The 344-nt window shown below is 50.9% G+C and carries 2 tRNA genes; both read left to right on the top strand.

The features are described 5' to 3' along the window. Window positions 1–76: 76 nt before the first annotated feature. Window positions 77–153: transfer RNA gene (locus ACT3TY_RS17940), tRNA-Ile, on the top strand. A gap of 104 nt (window positions 154–257) precedes the next feature. After that, window positions 258–333 (top strand) — tRNA-Ala (locus tag ACT3TY_RS17935). The last annotated feature ends 11 nt before the right edge of the window (window positions 334–344 follow it).

Below are 344 nucleotides of genomic sequence, written 5' to 3'. Positions count from 1 at the left end.
CCCCTCGCGGTAAACGTCCACAATGAATTACCTGATCAGATCATAGAGCAAACGGTTTAAGCACGATCCCCCTCTTGGGTCTGTAGCTCAGTTGGTTAGAGCGCACCCCTGATAAGGGTGAGGTCGGCAGTTCAAGTCTGCCCAGACCCACCAAGTTTTATCCATCTCTGCGTTATTTTATGACTCGCATAGCAGGCTATGCTTCGCCATAAAATGCCTTGTATTGAATAAAATTCCGAGAGGTAAGTGTCCAAAATGGGGCCATAGCTCAGCTGGGAGAGCGCCTGCCTTGCACGCAGGAGGTCAGCGGTTCGATCCCGCTTGGCTCCACCATTATGTTGGTT

This window comes from Halomonas sp. AOP22-C1-8, from assembly GCF_052378905.1.
Classification (GTDB): Bacteria; Pseudomonadota; Gammaproteobacteria; order Pseudomonadales; family Halomonadaceae; genus Vreelandella; species Vreelandella citrativorans.
This window is presented reverse-complemented; position numbering and strand designations above follow the sequence as displayed.